Source organism: Paraburkholderia sp. BR13439, from assembly GCF_040948805.1.
In the GTDB taxonomy this organism is placed as follows: domain Bacteria; phylum Pseudomonadota; class Gammaproteobacteria; order Burkholderiales; family Burkholderiaceae; genus Paraburkholderia; species Paraburkholderia youngii.
Map to the genome: position 1 here is coordinate 231,065 of NZ_JBFPKN010000005.1, position 23,574 is coordinate 254,638.

Sequence of the window (23,574 nt, forward strand, 5' to 3'; positions counted from 1 at the left end):
GACCTGTATGTTTATACAGTGATGATAGCAAAGTCCGGCGCGGCAACTGCCGCGCGTCAGGCTGCGAGCCACACGAGCGTCAACGAACGCACGCCCTGCGCGCCGCGAATCAGTACGCCCTCGATATCGGCGGTGGCTGAAGGGCCGGTAACCAGCGCCGCGTAGCGCGCGCTGCGAAAATCGTCGCGACGATAGACGTCTTGCAGTCCATCGAGCAATTGCGCGGGATCGAGCAACACGACCAGATGCTGGACGATGTAGCCCAAGGCATTGACCACATATTCGCGCTCGCTGAACCACACCGAGCCGGTTTCGGCGACGCCAAAGCGCGCCCGCACCACACCGACGTCGACGTCCTGCAGCGACGCGGGGTCCGTATCCGCGCCGATCACGCGCGTGCCCGGCACTTGCGCGCTCGTCGATGCAATCGATACCGCCGCGCCAAAACGCTCGCGAATCAGTTCGCTAACGTCGCTCGCGCTTGCCGCCTCGACGCAAGTGCCGCCCATCGTTTGCAGCGCCGCTGTAAAACGCGCTCGCAGATCGCCGCCAACCGCATCGAACAGCGGCACGTCGGGACGCGGCCGCGCGGCCGGTTGCGCGGCGCGTACTTTGGCAAGAAAAGCCTCACGCGTTGTCATTGCCGCCTCCGCGATTCTTTTTGTACCACGCATGGAAAGTCATCTTCGGCGCTTCCGGCAATACACGCTGCCGGCCCCAGATATTCAGAGGGTTGTACAGCACGAAATTCGGCAGCCGCCGTAACGCGCTGCCCATCGACGCCACCGTCGCGCGATACAAGGTCGGACTCGATAGCAGACGGCCCGCCATCTTCAGCACCTCCTGCTTCACGAACGGCACTTCGTGCTGCTCGGCGATCACCGCGCGCCATTTATAGATCTGCTCGTGAATGTTGATCTTCACCGGACACACGTTCGTGCAACTGCCGTTTAGTGTCGATGCGAACGGCAGCGCGCTGTAGCGCTTCAGATCGAAAGTCGGATTGATGATCGCGCCGATCGGCCCCGAATAGGTGCCGCCATACGACAGGCCGCCGCTGCGTCGATACACCGGACACGTATTCATGCACGCTCCGCAGCGTATGCATTTGAGCGAGTACCAGAAGTCCTCCATCGCGAGCCGTTCGGAACGGCCATGATCGACGAGGATGAAATGCATCTCGGTGCCCGGCCGCGGCGCACGAAAATGCGATGTGTACTGCGTGATCGGCGAACCCAACGCACTGCGCGACAGCATGCGCACGAACACGCCGAGATCCGACACCTTCGGTATCAGCTTCTCGATCCCGATCGATGCGATATGCAACGGCGGCACGTTCGCCGAAAGGTCGGCATTGCCTTCGTTCGTGCAGACGACGACCGTGCCCGTTTCCGCCACCGCGAAATTGCAGCCGGTCATGCCAGCCGTTTTCTCGCGCACGAAATACGGCCGCGTATTCATGCGCTGGCTTTCGGCCAGATAATGGATGTCGCTGTTCTTCGGATCGGTGCCGATGGTGCGGCCGAACAGCTCGGCCACGTCCGCGCGCAGCTTGTGCACGGCCGGCACGACCATATGACTCGGGTCCTGATGATCGAGCTGCTGGATGCGCTCGCCGAGGTCCGTCTCCATCACGGTAATGCCGCGCGGTTCGAGATACTCGCGCATCCGGCATTCGTCGGTCAGCATCGACTTGCTTTTCACGAGCGTCGTCATGCCGCGCTCGGACATCAGCTGGTGGACGATCGCGTTGTGCTCTTCCGCGTTCGCCGCCCAATGCACGACCACGCCATTGGCCGCGGCGGCCGCCGCGAACTGCTCCAGATAGTCGGCCAGATGCGACAGCGTGTGTTCCTTGATGCCCGACGCCAGCGAGCGCAACGTTTCCCATTCGGCAATGCCGTGCGCCTGCGCGTCGCGCTTCTCGCGCAGGTCCCACAGACGCTTGTCGTGAAACGCGACATGCTCGGTTTTGCCGATAAAAGAACCCGCGGCTTTGGCGTGATCGATGCGGTGATGGTCGCCGCTCATGCGCGTGCTCCATTGAGAACCTGCGCGATATGAATGAAGCGCGCGTCGGCCTTCATGCGTTCGGCGCAACCCTGTTGGTGCATCAGGCAGGACATATCACCCGAAACGATGTACTCGGCACCCGCATTCAGATGGTCGCGCACCTTGTCCTGCCCCATGCGCACCGACACCGCCTCTTCGGTGACCGAGAACGTGCCGCCAAAACCGCAGCATTCGTCGGGCCTCGCCGGCTTGACGAACTCGATGCCTCTCACGCCTTCGAGCAATGCGCGCGGCTTTGAAAACGGCGTGCCGGCAATTTCCGACGCCGACGCCTGCCTCAGATGACGCAGCGCGCTGCAACTCGTGTGCAGACCGACGCGATGCGGAAACTCGGCCCACGGAAATTCGCGCGCGCCGATCACGTCGTGCAGAAACTCGACCAACTCGTAAGCGCTTGCGCGCACTTTCTTCACTTCATCGGTCTGCTCGAGCGCGGTCAGATGCTCTCGCACGTGATGAATGCAACTCGCGGACGGCCCGACGATGTAGTCGTAGCCGGCGAAGTTGCGCGCGAATAGTCGCTCGGCGGCGGCGGCGTCCGCATGCGCGCCGCTATTGGCCATCGGCTGGCCGCAGCAGGTCTGCTGTTGCGGATAGTCGACCTCGATGCCGAAACGTTCGAGCAGTTCGAGCGTCGCGATGCCGACCTCGGGATAGAACGCGTCGATAAAGCACGGGATGAACAGCGCGACTTTCATAGGACCTTCAGGAAATGCGGCGGGGATGATGTCGATTGACTGGCGCGGCCCGTTTGGCCGTCTTGGTCATGTTGGTCTGACCAAGACTATAAGAAAGACAGTTGGCGATGTCAATTCGCGCCGCCGATCACCACGCCAGCGTAAGCGCGACCGCCGTCAGCGGAAGCGAGCCGCCGCGTTCGTTGTCCCACACCACCGCTCAAACCGACTCCCGCAGCACCAGCCGATGCTGCAAGATGCGCGGCGCGGGGCGTCGGCCGTCCAGCAGCGCCAGCAGCATTTCGGCGGCCGCGGCGCCCAGTTCGACCATCGGCTGGGCCACGGTCGTCAGCCCCGGCTCGAAGATGTCGGCGATGGGCACATCGTCGAAGCCCATTACCGCCACGTCGTGCGGCACCCGCCGGCCGGCCTTGCTAAAGCACTTGATCGCGCCGATCGCCAACGTGTCCGACACGGCGAACACCGCGCTCGGCGGGTCCACCACCGCCAGCAGACTTGCCGCCGCCTGGCTTCCGGCGGCGTAGCTGTTGTCGCCAGTAACACAGACAAGCTCGGGCGCAGGCGCGAGGCCAGCGCGCAACAGTGCCGCGTCATAGCCCTCGCGGCGCTGACGCGCATACAGGAAGCGCTCATCGCTGGTGATGAAGCCGATGCGCCGGTGGCCCTTGTTGATCAGGTACTGCACTGCGTCCGTAGCGGCCTGGCGGTGATCGATGCTGACATAAGGCACATCACTACCGGGCATGAACTCCGAGCAATTGACCCACGGCTTGCCATTCGCCGCCTCGCGCCGGGCTGCCTGGTCGGACATCGGCACGAGATTGATGACGCCGTCGCTCAGACTGCCGAGCAGCGTCGGCAGCGACGCGTCCGCTGTGCCCGCCCAGGCTTCCAGGTCGGCCGGAAGCAGCGTGTAACCGGCCTGACGACTGACCGCGGCGGCCCCGCGCACGATCTCGGCGTAATAGGGGTTCGCGAAGTCCGGCATCAGCATCAGCAGAATGCGGCTCTGCCCGGTACTCAGGCTGCGGCCGAACGGATTGACGCGGTAGTCCAGTGCGCTCACAGCCGCCTCGACCCGCTCACGCGTGGCCGCCGACACGGGCTTCGTCCCGTTGAGCACACGCGACACCGTGGCAATCGACACGCCAGCTTCGCGGGCTACGGCTTCGATAGAGGGTTTGCTTCGCATAGGTAACAATTGTAGCACTGCTGGGAAAATTTTTTCCCGATACGCATTACTCAGAAAGCAAATTGAGTGGAGAGGCAGACGTAGATTGCCGGGGCCGTCGCTCTATCTGCCTGCATAGGGGTAAAGCCCATGTTCCGGAGAAGCAGGAAAGCGCTTACCCTCTGACCTGCACTGCTTCACTGCAATCGCTGCTCCCATCCGTGCCGCATCCCTTGACTCCTTGGACTGACCACCATGATTCAAGCCTTGCCCATTTCCATCCAGATTTACAGCCTGCGTAATGCGGGCGACCTCGACCGGCAGTTCGACATTGCAGCCCAAGCCGGATTTCGCCAGGTCGAGCTGATCGGGTCCTTGCTGGAAGATGCGGCCGACACCCGGAACAAGCTGCGCGCGCGCGGCCTGAGCGCCTCGTCCAGCCACCTCAGCATGGCCATGCTGCGTGAGCGTTTGCAAGAAGTCATCGCGGCGTGCGAGACGATCGGTTTCACCCAGCTGGTCATGCCCGCCGTGCCGCCAGCCGAGCGCGACAGTGATGCCGCATATTGGCGGGCGCTCGGCAGCGAGCTGGGCGAGCTCGCTCATCGGCTGGCCGATCAGGGCATCGGTCTCGCTTACCACAACCATGATTGGGAACTGAGAGCGAAAGAGAACGGCGCCACGGCGCTGGAACTGCTGTTCGAGTCCGCCGGGGCAAGCCCGCTCGGCTGGCAGGTGGATGTAGCCTGGCTCGTTCGCGGCGGCGCCGATCCGCTGCCGTGGCTGCGTCGTTATACGGGCCGTGTGGTCTCGGCCCATGCGAAAGACCTCGCGCCCGCGGGTGAAAAACTGGACGAAGACGGCTGGGCCGACGTGGGTCACGGCGTCATGGATTGGCCCACGCTCTCCGCGGCCTGCCGCGAAGCGGGTGCGCGTTTCCTCGCCGCCGAGCATGACAATCCCAGCGACGGCGAACGCTTCGCCCGCAATGCCTTTGCCTATCTGCACCAGCTCGGAGCCTGATCCATGAAACCTGTCCTCATCGGCATCATCGGTTGCGGCAACATCAGCGATGCCTATTTCACCGGCGCGGCGAATTCGGAGTTCGCGCGCGTCAAGGCTTGCGCCGACTTGCGTCCGGAAGCCGCCCGGGCCAAGGCGGCGCAGCACGGCGTTGCCGCGATGACGGTGGACGCGCTGCTGGCCGACCCCGACATCGAAATCGTCATCAACCTGACGGTGCCGCACGCGCATGCGCCGGTAAGCCTGCAGATTCTCGAGGCGGGCAAGCACGTCTACCTCGAAAAGCCTTTGGCTACCGACTTCGCGTCCGCACGCGCGATGCTGGCGCGAGCCGAGGCGTCGGGATTACGCGTGGGCTGCGCACCTGACACTTTCTTCGGCGCTGCCCATCAGGCCTGCCGCGAGGCGCTCGATGCTGGCCGCATCGGGCGCGCCATTGGCGGGGCCGTGGCCGTGTTGTCCCGCGGCATGGAATCCTGGCACCCCAATCCAGAGTTTTTTTTCAAGCCGGGCGGCGGTCCCATTCACGACATGGGCCCGTATTACGTGACCCAGCTGGTCAACCTGCTGGGACCGGTAGCGCGCGTGACCGCGTGCGCGAGCATCGGTTTTCCACAGCGCATCATCTCCAGTGAGCCGCTCCGCGGCCAGATCATCGATGTCGAGGTGCCCACGACGGTCAACGGCATCCTGCATTTTGCGAGCGGAGCCAACGTGTCGATGAGTGCCTCGTGGGACGTGTGGGCCCATCAGCGTGCGCCCATCGAAATCTATGGCACCGAAGGCACCCTGTTGGGCGTCGACCCGAATTTCTTTGGCGGAAGTCCGCGCGTGGCCGAACGTGATAGTGGCTTCAAGCCGCTGGACACACAGCATCATCCCTTTGGTGTCGACAACTTCACGTTGAGGAGCGGCGCGCACGTGGCCAACTACCGCGCCGTGGGCGTGCTGGACATGGCGGTGGCGTTGCGTCGGGATCGGCCGCATCGCGCGAGCGGCGAACTGGCGTTGCATGTGCTGGAGGTGCTGGATGCCTTCGAACGCTCTTCGCGCGAGGGGCGGCACATCGATATCGACACCGCCGTGCAGCGACCCGTGGTCGTGCCATTGGGACGAGGCGAAGAGGTTTTTCTCGCCGACTGACCCGCCCGGCCTGCGTCGCCAGAGGTTTCGCGTGGCCGGGCAACTCAGGAAATCACGGCAGCCGACGGCTTCGTCGCATCGTCCTTGTAGATCTCGCGCACGAAGGCCAGATGCCGCTCGGCGGCCTTGCGTGCTTTGGGCGCATCGCGTGCGACGACCGCGTCGTAAATCGCCTGGTGCTGGCTCATCAACTGCTTTTCCATCGCATCGTCGTAATCGATCAAGCGATGATACTGGCGCATGCCCTCGCGAATCAGCGTGTGAATGCCGTGCATCACGTGCGCCAGCGCGACGTTGTGCGTGGAGTCGGCGATCGCCAGATGAAACGCGGCATCGAGTTCGGCGAGATTCGCGCGATCGCGCGACAAGGACGCAGCCTTCAAGGCCTCGAACGCCGCGCGGATTTTCTTCAGGTCGGTGGCGGTCGCGCGCTGCGCGGCATAGACCGTCGAAATCGCTTCGAGCCCCTGGCGCAACTCCAGAATGTCGGCACTGGTACGCGGATTTTGCAGCAGCAGTTCGGCAAGCGGCTTCGAGATGATCGGCGCGGTCACGTCGACCACCGTGAAACCGCCGCGCCCCGACGTTTCGATGTAACCGTCCGCTTCCAGCCTGATCAGAGCCTCGCGCAGCGACGGCCGCGACACGCCGAGCTGCGCCGCGAGATCGCGCTCGGCCGGCAGCCGGTCACCTGGCATCAGCGAGCCCTCCGAGATCAGTTGCTTGATCTGGTCGGAAATCACGTCGGAAATGCGCTTGCGCGCGAAGGACGGAATCGGAGTGAATGGCATAAGCGGCAAACGATGAAGCGCAGTTGACGAAGCGCGCGGCTACTGCACGGTGCGTGGAATTATACCGTTCGACATCGTGCGCCGATTCGCCGATCTCAACGCGGCTGAGCCGTATAAAAGCTCACGAGATCACGCTTCATCGCGTGCATCGCGGCATCGTCGAGGTACACCATGTGGCCGGTCGGATAGTAGGCAATGCGCACGTTCTCGCGCAGCGACCGGTCGAGGCCGAGATGCGCGAGCGCATATTCGGTCGCGTAGAACGGCGTGGCGAGATCGAAGTAGCCGTTCAGCGACAGCACCCGCAACTGCGGATTCTGCCGCATCGCTTCGGCCAGATCGCCGCCCGCGTACGGCAGCTCCAGCCGTTCGCCCCACCATTCACGGTGTTTCCAGTCCCACTGCTTCAACGCGTCGTCGCTGAACACCATATAACGGTCGGTCGGCGTGTAATGCAGGTCTTCCGACAGATGCTGATGAAGCGCCGCATTGAACGCATTCGACACGCTGTTCACCGACGCATCGAAATCGGGATCTTCCGCTGCATCGTCGTAATTCCGGCCTTCGACTCGCGCATCGTAGCGCCCTACGCTGCGCGACTCGTTGCGCAGCAACTCGTTTCGAAAGCGCGACGGATAAAGACGCAGACGGTTGCGCTTCACGAAGCCCACGTCGAGACCGGTGAAGTACGCGACGCGCGCGGCGATCGCGTCGCGCTGATCGTCGGGCAGCGCATCGCCCTGATCGAGCGCCTGCGCATACGGTCCGCGTGCGAACGCGCGCGCTTCGTCGAGAAACGCCGTCAAGTTCGCGGGCTTCGGCGCGACCTTGTCGTGATACCACGCGATCGCCGCGAAACTCGGCAGATAACTCACGCTCTTGAAATCGGTGCCGGGCGTGAACGCTGCGGAATTGAGCACCGACGACAGCAGGATCACGCCGTTCAGCGCGATATTGTTCTGCCCCAGCTGATAAGCGAGCATCGCCGCGCGCGCGGTGCCGTACGATTCGCCGAACAGGTACTTCGGCGAATTCCAGCGCTGATTCACCGTCAGATAACGGTCGATGAATTGCGCAAAAGCACTGACGTCCTGATCGACGCCCCAGAAGTCCTTGCCCGTGCCATGCCCGACCGGTCTCGACAGGCCCGCGCCGACCGCGTCGACGAATACGAGGTCCGAGACCTCGAGCAGGCTGTCGGGGTTGTCTTCGAGCGTGTACGGCGCGGGCGGCGTGCTCGCGGGGCTCGCGGTGCGCACCCGCTTCGGGCCGACCGAGCCCATCATCAGGAATACGCTGCCAGCGCCTGGGCCGCCATTGAACAGAAAGGTGATCGGACGCGTCGCCGGCGTTTTGGTCGGCACCGTGTACGCGACATAGAACACGCTCGCGGTGGGCGCGCCGGACTTATCGTGCAGCAACAGATTGCCGGCGCTCGCCGTGTAGTCGAGCTTGCGACCGTTCAAGCGAAGCGAATGCGTGGTCACGCTGGTGGTTTCGGGCGGCACCGGAATCGCCGGCACCGACGCCCTGTCGTTGTGAGGCCTCGCCGTCGCGTCGGCCGAGTCCGGTGCATTCGACGCAGCCGTCCGCTTGCGCGGCTCGTCGTTCGGGCGCGCTGTCATCGGGTGCGGCTCGCCCGATTCGCCGACCTGCGGCGCGGTCGGCGCGGATGCGGCGGCGTCCGTGCCTCCCCTCGCATCTGCCTGTCCGGCTGCCATGCACCGTTCGCCGAACGACACCACAGCGGCGACGGAAAGCGCCACCGTCAGCGCGGCGCCCGGCAATGCCACTGTCAGCAAGCGGCGCAATGAGGAAGAGAAGCGAAGAATCATGAAGTCGTCCGCGACGAGTCGAAATGCGCTGGAATTCCGTCTAGCCGGATTCCGGGGCAAACCCGGCGTTCGATTCTTGACGCAAGTCTGCGCGGCGTCAACCGTCGATGTCACGGCACGCGCAAACATTACAAAGCGCTTTTCCTGCACGTGGCGCACCCCTGCGCAGTCATGGCAGAATCGACAGCGCCTTCGTCGCCTTGCCGAGAATACCCAATGGACCAACTGGTACTGGATGCATTCGACGCCGCCGCGCTGATCCCCGGCTTTCGCGCGCCACACCTGCCGCAGGAACAGCCGGACGCCTCGACCCTCGACGCCGCCGAGCACGCGATGCGGCACTGGACGAGCACCGTCAGCGGCCCGCTGACGCCCGGCTCGGACGTGCACCGGCACGAAATGTGCCGCATGTTTCGCGAAACCTTCAATCCGTATCGCCCGTCCGTGCTCGCATGGCCGCCGCTCGAAGCCGCGACGCTCAAGCGCATCGTCGATCTGCCGATCTGGGACATCGCCGTGCAAACCGAAGGCAGAGCGCGCCTGCGCATGGCCGCCTACGCGGCGACGCTCGACACCCCCGACCTGCGCGACGCGCTCGCTCTCAACGCGTGGGAAGAAAACCGCCATAAGGAAGTGCTGTCGCGCATGGTGCATGCGTATGGCATCGAGCTCGCGAGCGAGCCGCCGTACATCTATCCGAAAGACACGGAACGGGCTTACCTCGTGACCGGCTATAGCGAATGTATCGACAGCTTCTTCGCGTTCGGCCTGTTCGAGGTGGCGCGGCGCTCGGGCCTGTTTCCGCCGGAACTGACCGAGACGTTCGAGCCGGTGATGCAGGAAGAGTGCCGCCACATTCTGCTGTTCGCGAACTGGGTCGCCTGGCATCGCGCGCAGCTTTCGTGGTGGCAGCGCATCCGCTTCGAGCTCAAGGTGGCGGGCGTGTGGGCGTTTCTGATTTGGGAGCGCATCGGGCTCGCGCGTGCGATGGATGCCGATGGCAACGTCCACGAGCACGATAACAACTTCACGGTCAACGGCGCGCAGTCAGTGACGGATGTCGATATCAGCGTGCCCGAATTGATGCAACTGTGTCTTCAGGAAAACGAACGTCGCTTCGCGGGGTATGACCCACGGCTGTTGCGGCCCGAAACGATGCCGCGGCTGGTGCGCTTCGGCTTGAAGTTCGTGCGCAAGAAAAGGTAAACCGCGAGTAAGCCACGCGGAACGCATACGCGTTCTGCCGGCGCGCGCCCCACATTCGAGAATTGCGAATCGCTGCTTGACGGTCGAAGTCACTCGCCATCGAAGCGAATGGCGCGGGAGTCATGCCCGCGTCAGGCTGACGCCATGCGGCTTGCGTAAGCTAGGAACCCAGACGAACGACAAGGAGCGCGCAATGGAGTCTTTCCCGCTGTTCATCGTCGGCTCGCCCAGGTCCGGAACGACCTTTCTTTGTTCCGTGCTGAACGCGCATCCTCTGATCCAGTTGACCAACGAATGCCGCGTCTTTGCATTGCTGAAGGACTTCCTCGAAGTCGGCTGCCATCGCGCCGATCTGCTCGGCGAGAGTTCACGCGACCGCCTGCTCGCATTCGGCCATCGTACGTTGGGCGGGTGGGTCGAGCGCTTCTATCGCGAAGAACTGAAGTTCGGCGCGCCGATCTGGGGCGACAAGCATCCGTCGTACGCCGACCCTACGGTACTGTCGGGCCGAACGGGCTCGATCGAACGCCTGCCGCGCTCCGGTTCCTGCTTGCGTCTGATACGCGAACTGCTGCCGCAGGCGCGCTTCATTCATATCCACCGTGATCCTCGCCACGTGGCCAATTCGCTCTTGCACAAGCATTGGACCGGATCGATCGAAGACGGCATGCGCGTGTGGGGGCAATACGTCGGCGAGATCAACGCATTCTTCGAAGAGATCCCGGCGCCTCACGCATTGACCGTGTCGTACCGGAAGGTCATCGAAGAACCGTGTGAGACGGCGGCCAGCATCGGGCAGTTTCTCGGCCTCGCGGATGCATCGCCGATCAGCGACTTCCTGATCTCGCAACGCCGCTCGCCGACGCCGTTCAGCGATCCGGTGACCGATATCGGCGATCTATATCTGATTCCCAATACGGCCGCGAGCGACGACACCCTGCTCGCTCTCGCGGGAAGCCAGGCGCGCCGGCTGGGTTATGCGGCGGCCTGAGGTGGCCTCTCAGCCGCGCACCCCTTCCACGAATCGCGCGATCCTGTCGCACGCCTCGATCAATCGATCCTCGCCCACCACCAGCCCCAACCTGACAAAGCCGTTTGCCGTTTCCCCGAACGCGCTCGCGTCGAGCACGGCCACGCCTCGCGCGCGAAACAGCTGCCACGTGAACTCGGTCGTATCGAGCCCGGTCCCGCTGACGTCGACCATCACGAACATGCCGGCTTCGGGCAACAGGCATCGCAAGCCCGGCACCCGATGCAAGCGCTCGAACACGACGTCGCGCCGCCGCCGGTAGATCTCGCGGATATCGGCGACGAACTCGGCCCTGTTCTCCAATGCCGTCAATGCGGCCTGCTGGATGAAGCCCGGCAGGCCGTACAGCATTGCGAGCGCGAGCCGCGCCATGTGCTCGATCAGCGTCGCCGGCCCGATTGCCCAGCCGACGCGCCATCCCGCCATCGCGTGCGACTTCGACAAGCTGCCGATCGTGACCGTGCGCTCCGCCATGCCGGGCAGCGACGCAATGCTCACATGGTCGCGTTCGAACGTCAGTTCCGCATAGACCTCGTCGGACAGCACCCACAGGTCGTGCTCGCACGCAAGCCGCGCGATGCGCTCGAGATCCGCGCGCTGCATCACGACGCCGGTCGGATTGCACGGCGTCGCGAAGAAGATCGCCTTCGTGCGCGGCGTGATCGCCGCTGCGAGCGCGTCGCAATCGACGTGAAACGCGCGCGCCGGATCGACCGGCACCGCGACCAGCGTCGCGCCCGCCGCGCGCACGCAGGCCTCGTAGGTCAGATACATCGGCTCGGGAACGATCACTTCGTCGCCGGCTTCGAGCAGGCACAGCGACACCGCGAACACGCCGTTTTGCGCGCCGGCGGTCAGCACCACGTTGGCCGCGCTCACGTCACGGCCCGTGGTACGCGCGTGCTCGGCGGCGATCGCGGCGCGCAGCGGCTCGCGACCGGCCATCGCCGTATAGTGCGTATCGCCGGCGCGCAGCGCATCGATCGCGCGTTCGACGACCGGCGCCGGCGTCGAGAATTCGGGGTCTCCTACGCTCAGCACGATCACGTCTTCGCCCCTCGCTGCCGCCTGCTGCGCGACCCGATGAATTTCCCACGCCGACGTGCGACGCCCTTGCAGCCGCTCGACCAGATTCGAATACTTCATTGCGCTCACCCGTTCCATTCGACCCGCCAATGTAAAGGCACGCCGGCGAAACGTCCAGATACGAAAAAGGGTCATGCGAGCGGACAACCTCGCATGACCCTGTGCGCAATGTACTGCTGTTTGAACGACTGCTTTGCTTCAAACCCCCGTTAAAACTTCGGTGCGTCAAAGCTGCCGGCGCAGTTCCGCCGGCGGCACCTTCATCAGATGCCGGTATTTCGCCACCGTGCGCCGCGCGACCAGCACGCCCTGATCCGCGAGCATCTTCGCGAGCGTCACGTCCGACAGCGGATCGCGCGTGTTCTCCGCGGCGATCATCTCCTTGAGCAGCGCGCGCACCGCCGCGGCCGAGCAGGTGCCGCCGCTTTCGGTGCCGAGCTCGCGCGGGAAGAAATGCTTGAACTCGAAGATGCCGCGCGGCGTCGCCATATATTTGTTGCCCGTCGCCCGCGAGATCGTCGATTCGTGCAGACCCAGCTCGTCAGCGACGTCGCGCAACACCATCGGCTTCAGCGCGATCTCGCCGTACTGGAAGAAGGCCTTCTGATGCGCGACGATGCATTCGGCCACCCGCTGGATCGTGTCGAAGCGCTGCTGCGCGTTGCGGATCAGCCAGCGTGCTTCCTGCAGCTGCTGTGCGAGCGGCGAGCGGCTCGCGCCGGCCGACTGCGCGAACAGCTGCGCATACATGCGATGGATTCGCGCCCGCGGCTGCACTGCCGGATTGATTGACACGACCCACTTGTTGCGTGCCTGACGCACGAGCACGTCGGGCACCACATAGTTATCCTCGGCGCGGCCGTAGCAATTGCCCGGCTTCGGATCGAGCTTGCGCACCAGCGCGCAGGCCACGCGCAGTTCCTCCGCGCTGCAGCCGATCTGCTTTTGCAACTCGGCCTGTTCGCGGCGCGCGAGACGTTCCAGATGATGCTCGGCGATCTGCCGCGCGACGTCGCGCCCCGGCGTGTTGGCGGGCAGCGCATTGATCTGCAGCGCGAGGCATTCCGACAGCGAACGCGCGCCGAGCCCCGGACGATCGAGCGATTGCACGAGGCGCAACGCCACCAGCAGTTCTTCCTCGGTAAGCGTGGGCTCGAGATCGACGCTGTCGGCGAGGTCGGCGAGCGACTGCCGCATATACCCGTCTTCGTCGAGTGCCTCGATGATGAAACGGGCCACCGCGCGATCGCGGTCGTCGAGCCGGTATAGGCGCAACGCGTCGTGCAACTGCTCGCGCAGCGTGGGTTGCGAGCGAGCCCATTCAGCCGGGTCGCTGCCGTCTGCGTCGCCGTTCTGGCGCGCCGAACTGCGCGAACCGTAGTCGCCGGAAAAATCGGCGGGCATGTCGTCCTGGCCCGCGCTTTCGAGCGTATCGCTGGCGGAGTTTTCCGCCGGCTGTCCGTCCGGCTCGGCGGCGGCTAGCGTATCGGCGGCGGACACGTTGGCGTCTTCGCCATCAGACGGCGTCGTGCCGGCGAGCGCGACGTCCTCTGCTTCGGATGAGTCGTATTCGAGGAACGGATTGGTATCGAGCGCCGTGCGCAATTCCTGCTGGAACTCGAGAGCCGACAATTGCAAGAGACGCACCGACTGCTGAAGACGAGGCGTCAGTGCAAGAGACTGCCTTGTGCGTAGTTCGATTGAAGGCATTGGAGTAGATCCCGTTCGTTGGTAGTCAAAGACTCAATGAGTGCACTCTTCAACGCAACGTCCGTACCAGGTCGCGCAAGACGCTGTTTTGATTACGCTTTGTTTATTTCAGGCGGAGGAATTGACGGGACCGCGAGCGCCGGTTTTTACAAACGGCTGGCAATTTCCGGTCCCTTTTCTTCACACCTCGGACGGCCTCGGGCACGGTTGCCACGCAGCCCTATTCATCAGTCGAAAAACCCTGATGGATACGGCTTTCGCGAGCGGTGTCACCGGGACCGCAGCGGCCGGGCACGATACATGCGGGGCAGCGTTGTGTGGACGGACGCCGCCCTGCGTAGACACGCCAGTCATGCGTGGATGCGAGTGCGGCGCCCGGTGTCGAGAAACGGGCCCCTGACGGTACCGTAGCGGCCACGACCCCACGTGTGTCATCAGCGGCTTGCGCCGCGATCGGCCACCGGCAACAAGACCGCCATTTTCATCACCACCTGAAGGAGAAAACCATGAAGACGATCCAGCTTCTGAAGACCGCAGGCAGTATCGCTGTCGTCGCGTTCGCGCTGAACGCGAACGCCCAGACCAGCGCTTCGGCTCCGCCGGCGGCGTCGGAAAGCGTCGGCCAGCATATCGACGACGGCACCATTACGACCAAGGTCAAGGCCGATCTGCTTGCCGCAAAGAACGTCAAATCGACGCATATCCACGTGAAGACCCGCAAGGGCGTCGTGTGGCTCACGGGTTCGGTGCCATCGGCCGAAGACAAGACCGCCGCCGAGGACGTCGTGCAGAACGTGAAGGGTGTCGAGAGCGTGAAGAACCATCTGAAGGTGGCCGCTGACTGATATCCGCATGATCGGTTCACGCCGATTCGAGTGAGCGGAACGAAAAAGAGCCGGCTGCGGAGCCGGCTCTTTCTATTGCATCGATGCGTCGATCAACGCTTCATCGCCGCATACCGGTCGCGCAGATCGCGCACGCGATCATGATTCTGCAGTACGCCCTGGTATTGCCGCTCGACGATCGCACGCACATCGGCCGGCAAATCCTTTTCGAGCGCATCGTGATAGCGCTTCTTCGCGACGTCCTCGCCCTTTTCGCACTCGGCGAGAATCGCATGGTCGCTGCGATCCGAAACCGCCGATCTGACGTCGACCCAGCCGCGATGCAGCGCACCGGTCATGCTGCCGCCGGTTTCCGGCTTGCCGCCCAGGGTCTGAACGACATCCTGCAACTCACGCGCGCCGCGCGAGCACTCGTCTGCTGTCGAGCGAAACAGCATCTTCAGCTCTTCGTCGTGCGCATCCTCGGCTGCCTTCATAAAGCCCTTTTCGCCATCCTTCGACGTTTCGACCAGGTCATTCAATACGGAAACAACGTTGGTAGCCATTCAATACCTCCAAGTGTTTCGTTCATCGCGGAATCCGCCGTGCGGAGCTTTTTATGTGCGTCGCGGCGAATCGGTTCGACGCGCGGCGGGCTGCATTGGGTAGCTCGCATCACGCGTGCCCGGCATACACGCTTGGCGCCGCGTCTCGATCTTCGCTGGAGTGGCACAGCGGTTGCTAATCCCATCGATTCGGCAATCTATAACGACAGGGGGAATCGCGATGAAAAAATCCGGCAGCATCAAATTTCTGGCGGCGGTCGCAGTCGTCACTTCGGCTACCGTGATGCAGATTCGCGCGCACATCGCGTCGCCGGACGCGGCGGCGCCTCAGCCGCATGCAACGATGTCGACGTGCGGCCGCTCGCATGACGGCATCACGGCGGCCTCATGCTGGCCGACGAATAGCGAAAGGCAGTTCGAACGATTTCAGCCGCCGCACGACACGCGGCAACCGTGGGTGTAACGCGACGTCGAAATCGCGTGGTAAACCGAAAACGGCCCGATCATCGTCATCGGGCCGTTTTCCGTTGGCATACCGCATCGCTTACATCACTCGCGCTTCTCCGCGAATTCCTTGATCGGTTCGGGCGTCTTCAGAGGATCGAAATCGGCCCAGTGTCCCTGCTGCCAGCGGCCGGTCGCCTTCTCGATCGACACGCCGCCCGCTTCACGCAGCACGCGTGCGGCATCGAGCTGATTGTCGGGCGACACGTGCACGGCGACGAGCACGCCGGATTTGCGTGCCTCCTCGTGATACGGCACGCGATAGTCCGATTTGCCATGCTCCTTGGTGCGCAACATCGCGCCGATCAGCGAGCCGACATACGCGCCGACGCCCGCCGCGATCGGCGACACCAGCAGCGGTGCCGAAAACGCCGCGAAAATCCCCACGCCGATCACCGCGCCGATGACCGCACCGATCGTCACGCCCATGCCTCCGCCTTTAGGCGCCTCTCGCGCGCCGGGGTCGGCATCGGTGTCGCCGCCGATCGGGAAACGCGCATGCTGGCCGCGCGGATTGACGAAAAACAGCGTAACGTCCTCTTCGACGAAACCCGCCTCGAAAAGCCTTTGCGCCGCACCTTCCGCGGCCGGAAACGTCGTGAAGCGTGCTGCGACGATGAGTGACATTACGCCTCCTTTATCGTTGATTGGCGTTCACGGACCATACCGTCGCCGGGGTGGCGCGCGTCACGAACAGCGCGTCCAGTCAGTGCGACACGCGGCACCCCTACGCCGCGGTGCCGCGATCCGGTTCCATGCCTTCCACTCTGAACAGTCCGCTATGCAAAACCACGCCTTCTCCGTTGTTCTGGTCGAGCGCTTCCGCGCAGACCGAGCGGATGCGCTGACGGCCTCTGTCGAACGCGGCCATCAACGCAGGTTCGAGCGCGGATTCCGCGCCGAAATGATCTTCCAGAGCCTCGGCGGTGATCAAGCAGACCACCGGCTCGCCATCGACGCGCGCAAGAAACCGCACGGTCAGATTGGCGCCGTCGAAGACCGGGTCGTCGTCGGGGAAAGTGATCTGCATCAGAGAGTCCTCATAAGCAGGCCGTGGCAGGATCGCGTTCATGACGAGCCCTTCAATGTGCCGGCCAGTTGCTGCGCCATCTCGAGGTGATGCTTGATGGTTGGCAGCGCTTGCATGGCCGCAGCCTTCAGTTGCGCGTCGGTACCGCTTTCGCTTTGCTGCTGGAACAGATCCACCGCACGCTGATGCGCTTCCACGCCGACCTGCTCGACGTAGGCCGCATCGAACCCGGAGCCCTTCAACGTCTGCAGTTTGCCGACCAGCGCGGAATCCGCGGACGGCGTCGGCTTGAAGCCCTTCTTCGCGACCAGCGCGGCCATCGCATGCGAGAGCTTCGTGTGGTCGGCGATCATCTGTTGCGCGAACTTCTTGACCTGCGGATCGTTCGAGTTCTTCAGCGCGATCTTGCTGGCGGCGATTTCGGTGGCGTCCGACTTCGACGCTTCGAGCACGAACTGCTGATCCGCGGGCGACAGCGTCGTTTTACCGGCCGGCGCGGCACTCGCGGGCGCATCGCTCGCCTGCGCGCTGGCCGTGTCGATCGTTGCCGCGCTCGCGCCCAACGCGGCCAGCGCGGCGGTCAACACTTGTAGGGAATACCGGAATTTCATGCACTTTCTCCCTGTCGAATCGCTGATGCGCAGTGTCGAATCACAATGCGCCGGCCTCGAAGCCAGCGCGCCGCCTTCGATCAAGCCGCCTTGCGCTTCGTCAGTTGCCCGATCAGCGTCTTGTTGAATGCGGGCAGGTCGGCGGGTTTGCGGCTCGAAATCAGATTGCCGTCCTCGACCACTTCCTGATCGACCCACGTGCCGCCCGCGTTACGAATATCGTCCTGCAGGCTAGGCCAGCTCGTCACCGTGCGCCCCTTGATGATCCCCGCCGATACCGGCAGCCACGTGCCGTGGCAGATCACCGCGATCGGCTTCTTCGCGTTGTCGACCGCTTTGACGAAAGCCTGCGCCTGCGGCAGCAGTCGCAACGCATCGCCGTTCACGACGCCGCCCGGCAACACCAGCGCGTCGTAGTCTTCGGGGCGGGCCTTGTCGAACGTCGCATCGACATCGACGGTGTCGCTCTTGTCGACGTGCCTGAAGCCCTGGATCTTGCCTGGCTTCGCCGAAATCACGTGGACCGTCGCGCCCGCCTCGGTGAGCGCGCGTTTCGGCTCCACGAGTTCCGCCTGCTCGAAGCCGTCTACGGCGAGTACCGCTACCTTGTAGCCATTCAGTGCATCAGTCATGCGTCCTCTCCTTACAGTGGCGCCGCGCTCGCTCGCTTGCTCGTTATGCAGGTGCATAGCGCGGCGCCTTCACAAAAATGTTGTCCCGCAAGACACGTGCCCGGTTGCGCCGGTCAGCGCGAGCCGCTTCGTGCGCGAAACGCAACATGGTCAGACATCGGTTTCCTCTTCACCGGATCGCTCCGCGCCCGGAGGCACTCGCGGATCGACGACGTGGTCGGTGTCGATATCGCGATCCGCTTCCAACGTCGAATCGCCGTCGGCCGACGCGCGCTCGCCCGTACCCGAGCGATCGGTATCGCTGCCGAGCTCCGCGTCGCCGGTTTCGAGCGCGTGATTGTCGAGCTCCGTATCGACGTCGAAATCGTGACGCTTCGCGCCCGCCACGTCGCTGCCGCTATCGGACGAGTCGCTGGGACCCAGCGCGCCCGTCGTGCCGGAGGTTTGCTTGACAGTCCGCTGCGGCTCTTCATCGGGATTGAGTGTGCTGGTCATGAAAGCCCCCTTTCCAGTTGGTCACATCGACTTATTCCGCAAGGACCGTTCCGCTCAAGCGCCCCGGTTCAGTGTGAATGGCATTCCCCTTGCTTCAGCCGCTTGAAACTTCTACTTGCGACCATGACTACCGCGACTCATTCCACGACCGCATCACGCAACCCGGCGAGCGCGACCGACAACACCGCACCGCAGCCGATGCCGCCGGGACTGCGCCACGCCGACGACACGACACCCGGCTACACGCGCAAGCGCGAGCGGAACGGCTTCATCTATTTCGACCTGAACGGCAGGCGCATCGTCGATGAGAACGAGATCCGGCGCATCAACTCGCTCGCGATTCCCCCCGCCTATGAAAACGTGTGGATCTGCCCCGATCCGCGAGGTCATCTTCAAGCCACCGGCCGCGACGCGCGCGGCCGTAAGCAGTACCGCTATCACCCGCGCTGGCGCGAAACGCGCGACGCCGACAAGTACGAACGGATGGCCGAGTTCGGCCGCGCATTGCCGAAAATCCGCGCGCGTGTCGCGCGTGACCTGAAGCTGACTGGCATGCCGCTCGACAAGGTCGTCGCGGCCATCGTGCAGTTGCTCGACACGACGCTGATTCGCGTCGGCAGCGCCGAATACGCGCGCGACAATCAGTCATTCGGATTAACGACGTTGCGCAAGCGGCACGTGAAGATAAAGGCCGGTCAATTGCGCCTCCAGTTTCGCGGTAAGAGCGGCATCGAGCACGACGTGACCGTGGACAATCCAACCGTCAAGCGCATCGTGCGACGTTGCGCGGAGTTGCCCGGCCACGACCTGTTCCAGTATCTCGACGAAGACGGCACGCGCCACGGCGTCGGCTCGACCGATATCAATGACTACCTGCGCCGCGTGAGCGGCGCCGACTTCACCGCGAAGGACTACCGCACATGGGCCGGCAGCGTATACGCGCTGGCGGCATTGCGCCGTTTGATGTGCAGCAGCGCAGCCGAAGCGCGCGGTCATATCGTCGCAACCGTGAAAGACGTGGCGAGCCTGCTGCGCAATACGCCCGCTGTCTGCCGGCGCTGTTATATCCACCCGGCGATCATCAGCGCGTTCGAGGCCGACGAATTGCGGAGCCTCGCGCCAGGTCAAGCGCGCCGCGGACTCAAGGTGGATGAAGTGGCCTTCGCGGTGCTGCTGGCGCAGGCGGAAAAACGCGCGGCGAAACTCGCGCGCGCGACCAGTGGGAAAGGACGCAAGACGCGGGAGTCGCCGGCCGACGACACCATCAACGGTTCGCTGACGAGTCTGCTGAAAAAATCGCGCGTGGTGCGCAAGAAATCCCCGGCCGCGAAACACGAAAGCGCCGCGGCCCAAATGCACACTGGGCTGGAACTGCCATCTGAATCGAAACCGGCGGCCCAGTGACGGGCTCGGCGATGAATCGGCGAAGGCTCAAACGTCTTCCTCGAATGCCGCCATCACGAGCCAGACATCGCGCTCGCCGTCGCGTATCTCGGCCGCCAGCGCATACTCGTCGCCAGGCGAACAAACGCTCGCGAGCGTGTTATGCGCGACTTCGCCGTTGTCGAACACGCGCTCCGACAACGGCCGTACTTCCTGCTTGCCTTCGAACATCGGCTGTTGCCGACGATACACGAGCGTCTCGGATTTCCAGTTGCTGAAGCACTCGCGAACGTGCGCGAAGTCCCCCCGCAGATGTTCGCCTGATAGTGAATGTTCCTGGTCACGATATTCTCCCCCCGAGGCGAAGCGGCATCGTCCGTGCGTCACGACGAACGCAACGGTGCATTACCGCTTGCGCATCGGTCCAGCGTTACTGTCCCTTTGTATCGCTGCTGGCATCGGCGCCGGGCGTGTTCGTCGTGTCGTTCATTGGCTTCGTTGCCTTCGACTTCTTGTGATGGTGTTTCATCGACGAAGTCGAGCCCCCGGTGCTGCCCATCGCATTCGGTGCGGGCTCGTTGCCCGCCGTCGGCGCGGCGGTCGCCGCGCCATGCGCATTGCCGCCGCCGGCGCCGCTATTGCCGTTGCCGCCGCCCGTCTGCGCGAACGCGGCGCCCGACGCGAGGGCGCCCGACGCGGCCACACATGCCGCGACCAGCCATGCCTTCGGATACTTGCTCATCTGGCTTCTCTCCATCAAGTAAAAAGGACGGTTGTGATCCTTCAGTTCCTGCCGCCATCACTGAAAGCCGAGCAAGGCCTATGCCGCGCGATGCATGCGTCGCATGCGCGCATCGCGCTTCGCCGGGCAGCGCTTGCGTCGGCATGGACGCAATAATTGCAAACGCGCTCGCATCCTTTACGCGCGCGGCGCCTCGTCGGGAGAATGCGGCGCCGGCTGCTATCGAGAAACTGCGGCGTAACTGGAGTAACTGCGCCGCACGGCTCGATGGAACGGCCGTTGCTAAATGTCTCGGTACATTCACCCCATCAAAGGAGCCCATCATGGTGATGCAGACCCAGACGCAAGGCGCGAACATCGTCGGCAAAGGCGCCGCGACCGCGGAAGGCCCAGGCCCGGACGTAATGGCTGCGGCTACGCTCGACGGCAACAAGGTCATCAGCAGCGACGGCGAGCACATCGGCAAGATCAAGGACATCATGCTCGACGTGCGGTCGGGCCGCATCGCGTATGCAGTGCTATCGAGCGGCGGTTTTCTCGGCATCGGCGACAAGCTGCTCGCGATTCCGTGGAGTGCGCTGACGCTCGATACGCAGGAAAAATGCTTCGTATTGAACATGGTGGCCGAGCGCGTGAAGAACGCACCGGGATTCGATAAGGATCACTGGCCATCGATGGCGGATCAGACGTGGGCCACCACCGTGCATCAGTACTACGGCAGCGAACCGTACTGGGGCGGCGACGTCTATACGAACCGCAACGACGTGGGCGTGGGTGAAATTCCCCCGGGTTCGTCGGATGCACCCGAGGCCGGCGGCGTGAAGCTCTGATCGCCGAACCGACCATTTCCGATGCGTGGCCAGTCCGGCATTCCGCTTCAGGAGCAAACACAATGGCGACCCGAAAGACCAGCAGCAGATCGAAACGCCCTGTGTCGCGTGGCAAGTCGGGACGGCCACCGCGCCAGCGCCATGCGCAGGCGCAGGCCGCGCATCGCGCCAAAACCGCGAAGTCGAGCGGCGCATCCGGCGCGAAGAAATGGTCGCATCATGTGATGGAAACGAGCGACGCGATGGACATCCAGAAGAATATTTTCAAAACCGGCAGCGCGGAGTCCATCGCGCAATCGTTGAAGCACTCGTCGACGGTGAGCCGACGACGCAAGGGCACGCCGTTTCAATCGGCGATGTCGATGCTCAATTTCTACGTCAATCGGGCGGGCCGAAACCTGCCGAAGGAGCGGCGCGATACGTTGCAACAGGCCAAGCGCAAGCTGCGCGAAGCGTTTGGACGCGAGCCGCGGTGAGCTGCCGGGATCGGCGGCGGCATTACGCGGCCAGACGCTTCAGTCGTCGCCAGGCTGAATGCCGAAGGCACTCTGCACGGCCTCGAATCGCGAATTGACGTTGAGTTTCTCGAACACGTTCTTCATATGCCATTTGACCGTCTCGGGCGCCAGATTCAGCGATCGCCCGATTTCCTTGTGAATTTCGAGAAGAAAGATAGAGCCAGTCGCTTTTCAAATCCCCCCTTCGGGGAGGGGGATGGCGTTTTCGAAGGGGGTTCATATTGCGTGGACGCCCCCCTTATCGGTGATTCGATCTCACCTGCGATTTATGGGCAAGCGAGTCGTCATTGAAGGTGTCGAAACCGCAGAACCGTTTGCGTGGGTCAAGACAATCGATCAGATCGATCGTGAGGGATTACTTTTTTCCGCCTCGACCGCCAACGAGCAGATAGACGCGCTCGTTGCGCGGCACGGGCTGCTGCATCGGACGGACAAGCCGGCGCCCCCGGACGGCGCGCCGCAAAGCGGCGTCGCGACAGCCGGCTCAGTCGGGATGAACCTCACACCCCACCGCCGCCCACGGTCCGCTGACTCTTCCACTGCCCCTGCTGCACCTCGAACAGCGTATAAGGCGGCTTGATCAGATCCCCATGCGGATCGAACGCAATTTTCCCAGTCACGCCCGTTACGTTCACTTTCGGGAAAGCCGCGACGATCTTCGCGCGATCGAGCGAGTCCGCGCTCTGAATTGCCTGAATCATCGCGAGCGCGGCGTCGTAGGCGAACGGCGCATACAGCTCGACATCCTGATTGAAACGCGCCTTGTAGCGCTTGCCGAACTCCTGCGCGGACGGCAGCTTGTCGAGCGCAGGACCGGGCTCGAGATCGCGCGTCCCCTCGCCCGCGTTGCCCGCAATCTGCAGGAACGCGTTGCTCTTCAGCGCCCCCGCGCCAAACAGTTGCGCGGGCATGCCGAGCGAGCGCATCTGCTTGACCAGCATCGCGCCCTGCTCGTCGAGTCCGCCGAAAAAGATCAGGTCGACGTTTTTCTGCTTCAACGAAGTCAGGATCGCGCGCAGATCGACCGCCTTGTCGTTCGTGAATTCGCGATCGACGACATTGCCGTTCGCCTGCTTTGCGCCCTTCTCGAACGCATCGGCGAGGCCCTGGCCGAACGCGGTGCGATCGTCGATGATGCCGATGCGCTTCGCCTTCAACTGCTGCACCGCGAACTCGCCCGCGATCACACCGCCCACGCCGTCGTGCCCCATCGTGCGAAACACGTTCGCGAAACCCTGCGCCGTGAGCGCCGGATTCGTCGAGCCCGGCGTGATCATCGCGACATTCGCCGTGTGATAGACGGCCGAGGCCGGAATGCTGCAGCCCGAGTTGTAATGGCCGATCACGCCGACCACGCCGTCGTCGACGAGCTTCTGCGCGACCTGGATCGCGATGCGCGGATCGGCCTGATCGTCCTGCACATCGAGCACATATTTGACGGGTTTGCCGCCGATCATCGGATGCTTCGCGTTCGCTTCATCCACCGCGAGCTGCGCGCCGTTCTGCAGATCCTTGCCGACCCGCGCGACCGGTCCGGTCAGCGGTCCGACGAAACCGATCTTGACGATTTGCGGCTCTGCGCCGTACGACGGCGCATGCGCGCACAACATCCCAAGGGCGAGTGCGACAACCAGATTTCTGCGTTTCATGATGTCCGTCCTCTTCCGTGCAGC

At 63.6% G+C, this 23,574-nt stretch carries 26 protein-coding genes and 1 pseudogene; 9 read left to right on the plus strand and 18 right to left on the minus strand.

Annotation, left to right across the window (positions count from 1 at the left end; translation table 11 throughout):
* Nucleotides 1-56: 56 nt before the first annotated feature.
* From AB3X96_RS12570 to AB3X96_RS12585, 4 genes are all read right to left on the minus strand, one after another.
* Nucleotides 57-641: a lactate utilization protein C gene (locus AB3X96_RS12570; protein WP_368589986.1), complete on the minus strand. Its 585-nt coding sequence runs from the start codon at nucleotides 639-641 to the stop codon at nucleotides 57-59.
* A complete protein-coding gene (locus tag AB3X96_RS12575; protein ID WP_368589987.1) occupies nucleotides 628-2,031 on the minus strand; it encodes a lactate utilization protein B in 1,404 nt (467 codons plus the stop codon). Before AB3X96_RS12575 ends, AB3X96_RS12570 begins: the two co-directional genes overlap by 14 nt.
* Entirely contained in the window at nucleotides 2,028-2,771 is a 744-nt protein-coding gene (locus AB3X96_RS12580; RefSeq protein ID WP_368589988.1) for a (Fe-S)-binding protein, read from the minus strand. The genes AB3X96_RS12575 and AB3X96_RS12580 overlap by 4 nt, the downstream gene beginning before the upstream one ends.
* Before the next feature lie 199 nt (nucleotides 2,772-2,970).
* Complete coding sequence (locus AB3X96_RS12585) at nucleotides 2,971-3,963, minus strand: LacI family DNA-binding transcriptional regulator (protein WP_368589989.1); 993 nt, start codon at nucleotides 3,961-3,963, stop codon at nucleotides 2,971-2,973.
* Nucleotides 3,964-4,197: 234 nt separating this feature from the next.
* Between AB3X96_RS12585 and AB3X96_RS12590 the strand changes: the two genes are divergently transcribed.
* Together AB3X96_RS12590 and AB3X96_RS12595 are read left to right on the plus strand one after the other, a co-directional pair.
* Complete coding sequence (locus AB3X96_RS12590) at nucleotides 4,198-4,965, plus strand: sugar phosphate isomerase/epimerase family protein (protein WP_368589990.1); 768 nt, start codon at nucleotides 4,198-4,200, stop codon at nucleotides 4,963-4,965.
* 3 nt (nucleotides 4,966-4,968) lie between these two features.
* Nucleotides 4,969-6,108, plus strand: a complete 1,140-nt coding sequence (locus tag AB3X96_RS12595) for a Gfo/Idh/MocA family protein (RefSeq protein WP_368589991.1) — start codon at nucleotides 4,969-4,971, stop codon at nucleotides 6,106-6,108.
* Between the two features lie 44 nt (nucleotides 6,109-6,152).
* Here AB3X96_RS12595 and AB3X96_RS12600 read toward each other — a convergent pair whose 3' ends face one another.
* Both AB3X96_RS12600 and AB3X96_RS12605 read right to left on the minus strand, forming a co-directional pair.
* Nucleotides 6,153-6,899: a FadR/GntR family transcriptional regulator gene (locus AB3X96_RS12600; protein WP_368589992.1), complete on the minus strand. Its 747-nt coding sequence runs from the start codon at nucleotides 6,897-6,899 to the stop codon at nucleotides 6,153-6,155.
* A gap of 95 nt (nucleotides 6,900-6,994) precedes the next feature.
* Nucleotides 6,995-8,734: a peptidase S10 gene (locus AB3X96_RS12605; protein WP_368589993.1), complete on the minus strand. Its 1,740-nt coding sequence runs from the start codon at nucleotides 8,732-8,734 to the stop codon at nucleotides 6,995-6,997.
* 216 nt (nucleotides 8,735-8,950) lie between these two features.
* Here AB3X96_RS12605 and AB3X96_RS12610 point away from each other — a divergent pair, with 216 nt between their 5' ends.
* Together AB3X96_RS12610 and AB3X96_RS12615 are read left to right on the plus strand one after the other, a co-directional pair.
* Nucleotides 8,951-9,940, plus strand: coding sequence for a ferritin-like domain-containing protein (locus AB3X96_RS12610; protein WP_368589994.1), 990 nt, complete (start codon nucleotides 8,951-8,953; stop codon nucleotides 9,938-9,940).
* A 193-nt stretch (nucleotides 9,941-10,133) separates the two neighbouring features.
* A complete protein-coding gene (locus tag AB3X96_RS12615; protein ID WP_368589995.1) occupies nucleotides 10,134-10,931 on the plus strand; it encodes a sulfotransferase in 798 nt (265 codons plus the stop codon).
* A 9-nt stretch (nucleotides 10,932-10,940) separates the two neighbouring features.
* On the opposite strand, the gene AB3X96_RS12620 is transcribed toward AB3X96_RS12615, so the two are convergent.
* Both AB3X96_RS12620 and AB3X96_RS12625 read right to left on the minus strand, forming a co-directional pair.
* A complete protein-coding gene (locus AB3X96_RS12620; protein ID WP_368589996.1) occupies nucleotides 10,941-12,116 on the minus strand; it encodes a pyridoxal phosphate-dependent aminotransferase in 1,176 nt (391 codons plus the stop codon).
* Between the two features lie 165 nt (nucleotides 12,117-12,281).
* Nucleotides 12,282-13,766: an RNA polymerase factor sigma-54 gene (locus AB3X96_RS12625; RefSeq protein ID WP_368589997.1), complete on the minus strand. Its 1,485-nt coding sequence runs from the start codon at nucleotides 13,764-13,766 to the stop codon at nucleotides 12,282-12,284.
* Between the two features lie 506 nt (nucleotides 13,767-14,272).
* On the opposite strand from AB3X96_RS12625, the gene AB3X96_RS12630 reads away from it, so the two are divergent.
* Complete coding sequence (locus AB3X96_RS12630) at nucleotides 14,273-14,611, plus strand: BON domain-containing protein (RefSeq protein WP_176106060.1); 339 nt, start codon at nucleotides 14,273-14,275, stop codon at nucleotides 14,609-14,611.
* A 92-nt stretch (nucleotides 14,612-14,703) separates the two neighbouring features.
* Here AB3X96_RS12630 and AB3X96_RS12635 read toward each other — a convergent pair whose 3' ends face one another.
* On the minus strand, nucleotides 14,704-15,156 hold the full coding sequence (locus tag AB3X96_RS12635; RefSeq protein ID WP_176106061.1) for a PA2169 family four-helix-bundle protein: 453 nt from the start codon (nucleotides 15,154-15,156) through the stop codon (nucleotides 14,704-14,706).
* Between the two features lie 220 nt (nucleotides 15,157-15,376).
* On the opposite strand from AB3X96_RS12635, the gene AB3X96_RS12640 reads away from it, so the two are divergent.
* Complete coding sequence (locus AB3X96_RS12640) at nucleotides 15,377-15,619, plus strand: hypothetical protein (RefSeq protein WP_368589998.1); 243 nt, start codon at nucleotides 15,377-15,379, stop codon at nucleotides 15,617-15,619.
* Between the two features lie 86 nt (nucleotides 15,620-15,705).
* Here AB3X96_RS12640 and AB3X96_RS12645 read toward each other — a convergent pair whose 3' ends face one another.
* The 5 genes from AB3X96_RS12645 to AB3X96_RS12665 all read right to left on the minus strand — a co-directional run bounded on the left by AB3X96_RS12645 (nucleotide 15,706) and on the right by AB3X96_RS12665 (nucleotide 18,428).
* A complete protein-coding gene (locus AB3X96_RS12645) occupies nucleotides 15,706-16,287 on the minus strand; it encodes a hypothetical protein (RefSeq protein WP_368589999.1) in 582 nt (193 codons plus the stop codon).
* A 100-nt stretch (nucleotides 16,288-16,387) separates the two neighbouring features.
* On the minus strand, nucleotides 16,388-16,732 hold the full coding sequence (locus AB3X96_RS12650) for a DUF1488 domain-containing protein (protein ID WP_176106063.1): 345 nt from the start codon (nucleotides 16,730-16,732) through the stop codon (nucleotides 16,388-16,390).
* Entirely contained in the window at nucleotides 16,729-17,301 is a 573-nt protein-coding gene (locus tag AB3X96_RS12655) for a DUF4142 domain-containing protein (protein ID WP_368590000.1), read from the minus strand. Before AB3X96_RS12655 ends, AB3X96_RS12650 begins: the two co-directional genes overlap by 4 nt.
* 80 nt (nucleotides 17,302-17,381) lie before the next feature.
* Entirely contained in the window at nucleotides 17,382-17,933 is a 552-nt protein-coding gene (locus tag AB3X96_RS12660; RefSeq protein WP_368590001.1) for a type 1 glutamine amidotransferase domain-containing protein, read from the minus strand.
* Nucleotides 17,934-18,083: 150 nt separating this feature from the next.
* Nucleotides 18,084-18,428 (minus strand): chemotaxis protein, encoded by a 345-nt coding sequence (locus AB3X96_RS12665; protein WP_176106065.1) that lies wholly within the window; start codon nucleotides 18,426-18,428, stop codon nucleotides 18,084-18,086.
* A gap of 123 nt (nucleotides 18,429-18,551) precedes the next feature.
* On the opposite strand from AB3X96_RS12665, the gene AB3X96_RS12670 reads away from it, so the two are divergent.
* On the plus strand, nucleotides 18,552-19,832 hold the full coding sequence (locus AB3X96_RS12670; protein ID WP_368590002.1) for a DNA topoisomerase IB: 1,281 nt from the start codon (nucleotides 18,552-18,554) through the stop codon (nucleotides 19,830-19,832).
* A gap of 27 nt (nucleotides 19,833-19,859) precedes the next feature.
* Here the strand turns inward: AB3X96_RS12670 and AB3X96_RS12675 are convergent.
* Nucleotides 19,860-20,155: pseudogene (locus AB3X96_RS12675) on the minus strand (hypothetical protein).
* An 86-nt stretch (nucleotides 20,156-20,241) separates the two neighbouring features.
* Nucleotides 20,242-20,553, minus strand: a complete 312-nt coding sequence (locus AB3X96_RS12680) for a hypothetical protein (protein WP_176106068.1) — start codon at nucleotides 20,551-20,553, stop codon at nucleotides 20,242-20,244.
* A gap of 323 nt (nucleotides 20,554-20,876) precedes the next feature.
* Between AB3X96_RS12680 and AB3X96_RS12685 the strand changes: the two genes are divergently transcribed.
* Both AB3X96_RS12685 and AB3X96_RS12690 read left to right on the plus strand, forming a co-directional pair.
* Nucleotides 20,877-21,383, plus strand: a complete 507-nt coding sequence (locus AB3X96_RS12685; protein WP_176106069.1) for a PRC-barrel domain-containing protein — start codon at nucleotides 20,877-20,879, stop codon at nucleotides 21,381-21,383.
* Nucleotides 21,384-21,445: 62 nt separating this feature from the next.
* A complete protein-coding gene (locus AB3X96_RS12690) occupies nucleotides 21,446-21,859 on the plus strand; it encodes a DUF3175 domain-containing protein (RefSeq protein ID WP_176106070.1) in 414 nt (137 codons plus the stop codon).
* Between the two features lie 39 nt (nucleotides 21,860-21,898).
* Here AB3X96_RS12690 and AB3X96_RS12695 read toward each other — a convergent pair whose 3' ends face one another.
* Both AB3X96_RS12695 and AB3X96_RS12700 read right to left on the minus strand, forming a co-directional pair.
* Nucleotides 21,899-22,057, minus strand: coding sequence for a helix-turn-helix transcriptional regulator (locus tag AB3X96_RS12695; protein ID WP_368590152.1), 159 nt, complete (start codon nucleotides 22,055-22,057; stop codon nucleotides 21,899-21,901).
* Between the two features lie 344 nt (nucleotides 22,058-22,401).
* Nucleotides 22,402-23,550, minus strand: coding sequence for a branched-chain amino acid ABC transporter substrate-binding protein (locus AB3X96_RS12700; protein ID WP_176106071.1), 1,149 nt, complete (start codon nucleotides 23,548-23,550; stop codon nucleotides 22,402-22,404).
* Nucleotides 23,551-23,574 lie beyond the last annotated feature (24 nt).

What these genes read in the sequence shown, in the direction of transcription:
- AB3X96_RS12700 (WP_176106071.1), bottom strand. Translation starts at nt 23,550, where the DNA reads ATGAAACGCAGAAATCTGGTTGTCGCACTCGCCCTTGGGATGTTGTGC.
- AB3X96_RS12625 (WP_368589997.1), bottom strand. Translation starts at nt 13,766, where the DNA reads ATGCCTTCAATCGAACTACGCACAAGGCAGTCTCTTGCACTGACGCCT.
- AB3X96_RS12575 (WP_368589987.1), bottom strand. Translation starts at nt 2,031, where the DNA reads ATGAGCGGCGACCATCACCGCATCGATCACGCCAAAGCCGCGGGTTCT.
- AB3X96_RS12665 (WP_176106065.1), bottom strand. Translation starts at nt 18,428, where the DNA reads ATGACCAGCACACTCAATCCCGATGAAGAGCCGCAGCGGACTGTCAAG.
- AB3X96_RS12660 (WP_368590001.1), bottom strand. Translation starts at nt 17,933, where the DNA reads ATGACTGATGCACTGAATGGCTACAAGGTAGCGGTACTCGCCGTAGAC.
- AB3X96_RS12635 (WP_176106061.1), bottom strand. Translation starts at nt 15,156, where the DNA reads ATGGCTACCAACGTTGTTTCCGTATTGAATGACCTGGTCGAAACGTCG.
- AB3X96_RS12645 (WP_368589999.1), bottom strand. Translation starts at nt 16,287, where the DNA reads ATGTCACTCATCGTCGCAGCACGCTTCACGACGTTTCCGGCCGCGGAA.
- AB3X96_RS12620 (WP_368589996.1), bottom strand. Translation starts at nt 12,116, where the DNA reads ATGAAGTATTCGAATCTGGTCGAGCGGCTGCAAGGGCGTCGCACGTCG.
- AB3X96_RS12600 (WP_368589992.1), bottom strand. Translation starts at nt 6,899, where the DNA reads ATGCCATTCACTCCGATTCCGTCCTTCGCGCGCAAGCGCATTTCCGAC.
- AB3X96_RS12595 (WP_368589991.1), top strand. Translation starts at nt 4,969, where the DNA reads ATGAAACCTGTCCTCATCGGCATCATCGGTTGCGGCAACATCAGCGAT.
- AB3X96_RS12580 (WP_368589988.1), bottom strand. Translation starts at nt 2,771, where the DNA reads ATGAAAGTCGCGCTGTTCATCCCGTGCTTTATCGACGCGTTCTATCCC.
- AB3X96_RS12670 (WP_368590002.1), top strand. Translation starts at nt 18,552, where the DNA reads ATGACTACCGCGACTCATTCCACGACCGCATCACGCAACCCGGCGAGC.
- AB3X96_RS12590 (WP_368589990.1), top strand. Translation starts at nt 4,198, where the DNA reads ATGATTCAAGCCTTGCCCATTTCCATCCAGATTTACAGCCTGCGTAAT.
- AB3X96_RS12655 (WP_368590000.1), bottom strand. Translation starts at nt 17,301, where the DNA reads ATGAAATTCCGGTATTCCCTACAAGTGTTGACCGCCGCGCTGGCCGCG.
- AB3X96_RS12685 (WP_176106069.1), top strand. Translation starts at nt 20,877, where the DNA reads ATGGTGATGCAGACCCAGACGCAAGGCGCGAACATCGTCGGCAAAGGC.
- AB3X96_RS12690 (WP_176106070.1), top strand. Translation starts at nt 21,446, where the DNA reads ATGGCGACCCGAAAGACCAGCAGCAGATCGAAACGCCCTGTGTCGCGT.
- AB3X96_RS12630 (WP_176106060.1), top strand. Translation starts at nt 14,273, where the DNA reads ATGAAGACGATCCAGCTTCTGAAGACCGCAGGCAGTATCGCTGTCGTC.
- AB3X96_RS12585 (WP_368589989.1), bottom strand. Translation starts at nt 3,963, where the DNA reads ATGCGAAGCAAACCCTCTATCGAAGCCGTAGCCCGCGAAGCTGGCGTG.
- AB3X96_RS12570 (WP_368589986.1), bottom strand. Translation starts at nt 641, where the DNA reads ATGACAACGCGTGAGGCTTTTCTTGCCAAAGTACGCGCCGCGCAACCG.
- AB3X96_RS12605 (WP_368589993.1), bottom strand. Translation starts at nt 8,734, where the DNA reads ATGATTCTTCGCTTCTCTTCCTCATTGCGCCGCTTGCTGACAGTGGCA.
- AB3X96_RS12610 (WP_368589994.1), top strand. Translation starts at nt 8,951, where the DNA reads ATGGACCAACTGGTACTGGATGCATTCGACGCCGCCGCGCTGATCCCC.
- AB3X96_RS12680 (WP_176106068.1), bottom strand. Translation starts at nt 20,553, where the DNA reads ATGAGCAAGTATCCGAAGGCATGGCTGGTCGCGGCATGTGTGGCCGCG.
- AB3X96_RS12615 (WP_368589995.1), top strand. Translation starts at nt 10,134, where the DNA reads ATGGAGTCTTTCCCGCTGTTCATCGTCGGCTCGCCCAGGTCCGGAACG.
- AB3X96_RS12650 (WP_176106063.1), bottom strand. Translation starts at nt 16,732, where the DNA reads ATGAACGCGATCCTGCCACGGCCTGCTTATGAGGACTCTCTGATGCAG.
- AB3X96_RS12640 (WP_368589998.1), top strand. Translation starts at nt 15,377, where the DNA reads ATGAAAAAATCCGGCAGCATCAAATTTCTGGCGGCGGTCGCAGTCGTC.